Here is a 6,522-nt window from a genome sequence, read left to right on the forward strand (position 1 = left end):
GACTGTCTTAACGAGTAATTTGGATTTTACGGAATGGGGCGACGCGTTCGCGACCAACAAAATGCTCGGCGCTGCAACGCTTGATCGCTTGCGACACGCGGCATACCGCGTCGTGCTCGACGGCGAGAGCTACCGTGTTCCACGCCCGATGCCCGAGAGCAACAAATCAGCACTTGCGAAAGGAGGTAAAAACAAGGATTCTTGATCCCCGTTCGAGCCCCGAATCAGGCGCCTTTCGCTGGCGCCATTACGCCGAAAACACCCGGCCCCTTTACGGCGAAAGGCAACAAAACCCATCGGCAGCATGGGCTGCGTACGCTCGAGCGCCTGACACTGGCTCTTCTCGTCCACGCACAGCACCAGCGCATTTTCTGGCGGACTCAGGTACAAGCCCACTACATCGCGCAGTTTTTCGATGAAGAATTGATCCGTCGAAAGCTTGAAGCTTTCGCTGCGATGCGGTTGCAAACCCAGCAGCTTGAAATAACGATGCACACTCGTTGGCGAGATAGCGGTCTCGGCAGCGATCGTGCGCACGCTCCAGTGCGTGGAGCCATCCGCAGGTTTGGTGTGCAGAGTCTTCCGAATCAGTTGCGCCAGTCGCTCGTCGTCGATCGTGCGCGGCTTGCCGGGACGTACCTCGTCATAGAGCCCGTTGATGCGTTGCTCCAGGAATCGCAGGCGCCACTTGCCCACCGTGGCGCGCGTGAGTTGCAGGCGCTGTGCGATCGCGCTGTTGGGCTCGCCCTCAGCAGCCGACAATACGATCCGCGCCCGCATGAGCAGCGCAGCCGAAATCGAGCGAGAACGTGCTATCGACATCAGTTGCGAGCGCTCGTCTTCGCTCAACATCAGTTCCGCCTTCGGTCGTCCCATTGCCATGTTGACGTCTCCCGTTTCGCTGACGTCAACATGCTACGTGAACATAGATCAGTTAACAACAGAACAGAACACTAGCAAGCACAGCGCGAAACTGATCGCCGGAGCTATAACCAGTACCGGAATGTCCAAAGCGAAGGCCCAAATCTCTCGCATGATTTCACGCCTTCCGCGGACCAGGTACATTGCGACTCTCAAGGTTCTGGGACTGTTCGACGACGGCTGCAGCCGCCATCAGCACCCGCTTCACTTCACCTCGCACAAGTGCTTGAAGCGGTGTTAATTCTCCAAGCGACCGCTTTGACTCCGTGAAGAACTCCCACTTTTTCCAGCCACTTAAACCATCGAGCCGCCTCGTGACCTTTGCTACGTCCTTGCGGTCCAGCTCGTCTGCGAGTACGAACGCAGGGTAGTACTGGGTGCCTTGAACCTCAACGTTGAAGATACGAGCTCGGGCGACATCTTTACTCAGTCTCTTCTCGGTAATACCCAAGGCATTGCAGACAATTTCTGCGCGCACCAACTTGCCCGCGGCGACAAGGGCGCGCCGCGGCGATTCGCGTCGCTTCGGACCTCGCATACCACGTCCGCGCAGCTTCTCGTCTTCCTCATGTATGGCATGGAGGTCCAGGCCGAGCACTATGGACCGACCGATAGTTCGCGCGAGGCGGATCTTCAACCGCCGTCCTACTTCCGCGTCCGGAAGTTTCATAAGCGTGTACGCCGCGATTGGATCAAACAGGACCGCGGCGACAGCCGCTCGGCGCAACGCATGATCCAACCGAGCATTGGTTAGGGAATCATCGTCCTCTCTAGCGCGTGTAGGCCGTGGCATTGTCGTTCCTCCCCGTTCGCTTTCGACCGCCGCTGTCAGATAGTCGGAGTAAACTTTCCCGCCACAACTTGCCGACGATTCAGGCGAGATGCAGCAAAAAACACGCGGCAGGGACCGACGGGCCGAGCCACGAGCAGAGAGAGCTTAGCCGAATCATCACCGAGCGATCGGCACGCGACCCGCGTCCGGACTATCCCGCTCGTTTCGTCGCGGCAAGACCGGGCCACACTTTTTGGCTGCCCTTATACCGCACCTTTCATCACGGCTCACGCTCGTTGTTGCGACTCCGAGCTCCCGTTGTCGCCTTTCTGTCCTTCCAAAGACGACGGAACAGACGTAGCTATTGGTCCGGTCTGCGACGAGCCTTCGTCGGTTTTGCCCACAGATGAGGTAACGCGGCAGCCGAGACGTCAATATCAACGTCGAGCGGATAGTGCCTCAGCAATGTCATTGCCAAAGTCCGGACAAGATCCGGCGAATAAGAGCCGCGGCCATGTGCCAACGTCGCCAAGAGCTCACGCCCTCCAAGAATCGCCCGGGTTCGCTCCTCAGGCGTCGTCATAGCGCCTAAACCCACAGAAAGTGTCGGTTATCTCTTTGCACCCGGACACGTCGTTGACGGAGCACCATTGGTTCCAGACGCGCTCGGCCTTTGCATCATGTCGGCTTGACCCCATGAGAACGTACACCCGGCGTGAATACGTCTTCACGCGTCCAGTCTTGGCGTTGAAGTCTTTGATTGCGGAGCTAACACGCGGTGTCCCTTCCCGCGCGTCGATGCCAAGGACATGACGCGTGTTCTCGGGATACACCAACATGACGCGCCAATTAACGAGTCGAACCTCATATCCGTTGCTCGCGGATCGAGCGATAACGTTCGGCATGGCCACTTCCCGGGTAGCAGTAGCCCGGACGCACGCAGCCTGGCGCGCGAGTTCCGGGGAGCTCCGGTCAGACGACACTTATTCGACTTTTAGCCGACCAGTTGGCGTGCGGTTCCGCACGCGGCATCACAATGTCGAGTGTAGAGGAACAGCGAGAAACATCAAGACATTCTCGATCATCGTCCTTCAGCTTGCCGACGCCCCGTCACGTGCGATGGCATTCACGTAGGAACTGTCGAGATAAAGCTGAATTCCATCGAATCGGCAGACAGTAGCGCACTGAAAGAAAAGCGTAGTGGAAAACGTACCTTCTCCGACCTGCGTCTCAAGGTCATATGCATCGATCCAGATACCGATTTCTTCCAGACGTCGAGCAACTTTGGGCCAGTCCAACCACGGCTGCGCACTTAGTTCGGCATGAAGCAGCGACGTCGCGCGTTCCTGCCAGGATGCGGTCGATGACATCACCGGCAACCAAGAATGGGGATATGTCGCTCCAGAGGCATACACAGCTTGCAGGAAAAACGAAAAGCGAAACCGTCCCCTTTGAACTTTTCCTTCAACAGAGCGAGCGGACTCGGGCAACCCGAGCGCTGATAGCCTCGATGCGAGTTCGGCATAACTGAGATCTTGCCGAGCCAACGCAACTCGCGTCGCCCGCGAAACGAGGCCGGCCCACGCAGCCTCGATCCGCTCATCACGCACGCCTTGATTTCGCGCTCGCATGTAGTACTCTGGTTGGTATGTTGTGCACCGTGTGCAAACGCACGCTAGTTCTCTCGCTCAAAAGTAAAATTACACACAGTCGAGACAGTGATTCCTCACCCCCAACCTGCCCCCCTGGTTTCGGCTTAATGGGCAGTTTCCGGAGAATCACGTCATGGCCTCACTTCTCTACCTCGGAATCGAGGGGGTAGTGCTTCGTATCTATGGCCGAACCTGCGGCCAGCATCGACCCCGGTCAATTCTCTCGGCTCATCCTCTTCCTTTGTTTCATCCGATCTCGGACCTCGTCGTGAGACAGCATGACCTGTCGATCGTACTCAACACCTGGCTAGTTAACGATTACGGATTTCGGTCACTTATCGCTCTATTGCCGGACTCAATTGCCCACCGAACAGTCGGCGCAACCATCCACGGAAATCGACTGCATAGGCATTTCATCGCATACCACGGTCGTGCGGACATGCTTCGAGCTGACATCAAGCGACGCGCGCCCTCCGAGGTAACGATTATTGATGCTTCACGCAGTGCGATTCCGGATGAGTACCGCGACCGATCAATATGGGTCCCCGCTGCGAGCCGCCGTCACGTGGGTGACGTGACGTCACGCCTCACACACCTCCTCGGAACCACGCAGGCTTCACAATCGTAACATCAGCCTCGTAGTAAACCACCAGCTCGGCACAATCTGCCGGAGTCAGGTCTTTCACGTCACGGCGTGGGCATTCGAGGAGACTTCGGGAAGACCGTCAGAGCGCAAAGCCATAGCCCGTTGATGCATTAGGCGCTAGCGCATCGCCGGAGCGGCGGAGCGCTGGAACTTCGCCGGCCGTGGCAGGGAAACAGGTCGACAAATGAGCCATTCCAAGTCACGGGCGGCAAATCCGTTCCTACGCAACGTCGCCGAGGCGGAGGCTGTCGCGGATACCATGTTCTCGCAGAAGCCGGCGCAATGTGGGTCTGTGAACTCACCAGCATGGTCGGCGTCCGAGCCATGCGTCGCTGACTTGCTTCGACAAGAGATCTTGAAGGAAGTGCTCAAGCAAGTGCGTTTATCCTACCTCGACCGGGATGTACTGAACCCGCGCTTTCGCGATTTCACGATTTCGGCGAATCGCGCCTTACACTTTCGGCGCGACCGCCGTGGCCATGACGTCCCGGTCGCATTCGGCTCGGCGCCGGCAGCGACATCCCGGGTCATACTTGTGGCGGCCCCGGTCCGGACGGGGCGCCGGGTGTTGGCAGATCTGATCCAATCGGTGTTGGGCCGTGCAGCCACCGCCCGCCGAATTTCGGTTGGGGAGGGACAAACCGAGGTCGTACAGTTACCTTTGGTTCGAGTTGTCTGGCCTACTGGCGGGAGCGTCCATGAGTTCGCTAACCATGTGCTTGCGGCCTTCGACGCTGCCTTAGATACAAGCTATGCTCGGCTAGCAGCTACTCCTTTGTTCAGCGACCGGCACCTTCTTGTTGTCGTCCGCTGCCTAGCGGTCGTCACTAATCTTGGCCTATTAGTCGTCGAACGGATTAACACAACGGAGGCAATGACAAGAACCGCGGCCCTCACTTGGAGCGCGATTGCAGAATTCACCGGGACGACTGGAATCCCTGTTTTGTGTATGGCGACACCCGGCGCAGCAATCGCTGCACTGCGATCGGGACTCTCCTGCTCGCCGTTCGAGATTTGCCCGTCCGAGAGTTTCACCGATGACTTCTGGCTACAAGTTTGCAGGTCGATCTACGCTTTCACGGTAGGAACCGTATATCGAGGGCCCATGCCCAACTGGCTACCGAAGGCTACGCATAGGTTGACGCATGGCTATCTGGGACTCACTTCAAAGGTGCTGACAACCATTGCTGTCGAAAACGCCGCCGTCGTGGACGCCCGGGCCATTACACGAAACATGCTCACGTCTTCTGGAAAGCGTACGCTTGTGTTGGATCAGCCCAGCCTTGACCAAATCGCGGCGTTCCGCAGGCGCCCCGGAGAAAGACTGGCGGATGTCCGCATATTCGGAGACTGGTTGCCTCTACATGAGCTCAAGTCGTCGCATGTGACGCTCGCACGCAAATGATGGAACGGACTGGCCTGCCATGTTAATGACGTTGTATGAAGCCGGACCATCTGAAACGGCCTTCAGCCTCGCAACCGCAACTGCTGACACGACTTTTAGTCCACGCATTCGTCAAATCGTCACCACCGTGTTCCGCCGTGGCAATCCGCTGCTCCACACCGCCCCTTGCCGCATAGAGCAGTTTTGCGAGCTTACGAACCGGTTCTATGGTGAACCGGGCCAAGTATTGATGGAGCGAACACTCTACCCTCTGTTTATGTCCTGCCTGACGAAGTCGTTAGCTCAGAGGCTAAAGTGGCAGGTCTGTTCGACTGATCGGCCTCGCCTATGCTGCCCAAGTCTCCCATTGCCGATACAAAGCGCCAATCGGTACGGCCTTGAATGCAAGGAGTGCAGCGCGCCGTCACTTCAATCTACGGGGCGACGCTGCTCATTCACGTTCCACTGCATTCCGCTTTTGACTCGATGTCCCATTCACGACACGACGCTGACATTGGCTGACCCTTGCAGCGCGCACGAGATCAACATGCGAGCATCAGATGACCACAGTCGACGCTCAAACAGTCTGCGGCTGGGAAAAATCTTGTATCGCATGTACCAGTCCGCGCAAGCGCAATCCGCTGTCGAGGAACTACGGAGCCTCATACGCGAGCGGGGCTACGTTCCCGAGCACGGACGGTTGCGAGCAAAAGACTTCAGCTGTGACTTCCTTGCCTTTCTCTCGGAAGGTTTCGAGGACGAGCGCATCACCGTGTGGATCAGAGAGGTCGGCATGCTTCCGCCTGCGCTGCGCTCGTTGCTCTACGATGACCGCCCGGCGCATCCGGTCGCGGTCGCTCTACTGCGGATGGCCTTGGATGTGATTGCCTGCAAACGACCGATAGTCCGTCTCAGGGCACCCGTACAAGTCGCTGCCAGGAGTTCGCCGCCGAATGAGGTCGAGCGACGGGCGAAACGGACGCTCTGGGAACAGCACCTCGCACGAGGGATTGGATTAACGCGCACACAAGCAAGGTTGACGGCACCGGCTTTGTGGCGATGGCTCAATCTGTACGACCACGATTGGCTGCTCGCGCATCAAGTTCCAGCCCTGCCCAAGTCCAATGGTGGGAGGCGCATCCAATGC

General features: G+C 57.9%; 5 protein-coding genes and 1 pseudogene. 2 read left to right on the forward strand and 4 right to left on the reverse strand.

Features of this window, described 5'->3' with window-relative positions; genetic code table 11:
* The coding region (locus tag P7F28_RS03540) for an ATP-binding protein (protein ID WP_277183059.1) at window positions 1-205 on the forward strand (205 nt) is incomplete at its 5' end.
* An 86-nt stretch (window positions 206-291) separates the two neighbouring features.
* On the opposite strand, the pseudogene P7F28_RS03545 reads toward P7F28_RS03540, so the two are convergent.
* The 4 genes and pseudogenes from P7F28_RS03545 to P7F28_RS03555 all read right to left on the reverse strand — a co-directional run.
* Window positions 292-882: pseudogene (locus P7F28_RS03545) on the reverse strand (IS630 family transposase); the annotation flags it as partial.
* A gap of 157 nt (window positions 883-1,039) precedes the next feature.
* On the reverse strand, window positions 1,040-1,591 hold the full coding sequence (locus P7F28_RS03550; RefSeq protein ID WP_277183060.1) for a hypothetical protein: 552 nt from the start codon (window positions 1,589-1,591) through the stop codon (window positions 1,040-1,042).
* Window positions 1,592-2,054: 463 nt separating this feature from the next.
* Complete coding sequence (locus tag P7F28_RS33700; RefSeq protein WP_306805719.1) at window positions 2,055-2,276, reverse strand: BPSL0761 family protein; 222 nt, start codon at window positions 2,274-2,276, stop codon at window positions 2,055-2,057.
* Window positions 2,277-2,784: 508 nt separating this feature from the next.
* Window positions 2,785-3,324, reverse strand: coding sequence for a DUF6471 domain-containing protein (locus P7F28_RS03555; RefSeq protein ID WP_277183061.1), 540 nt, complete (start codon window positions 3,322-3,324; stop codon window positions 2,785-2,787).
* Window positions 3,325-5,922: 2,598 nt separating this feature from the next.
* Between P7F28_RS03555 and P7F28_RS03560 the strand changes: the two genes are divergently transcribed.
* On the forward strand, window positions 5,923-6,522 hold a 600-nt coding region (locus tag P7F28_RS03560), incomplete at its 3' end, for a hypothetical protein (protein ID WP_277183062.1).

The sequence above is a fragment of the Caballeronia sp. BR00000012568055 genome (assembly GCF_029439455.1).
Taxonomy (GTDB): Bacteria; Pseudomonadota; Gammaproteobacteria; order Burkholderiales; family Burkholderiaceae; genus Caballeronia.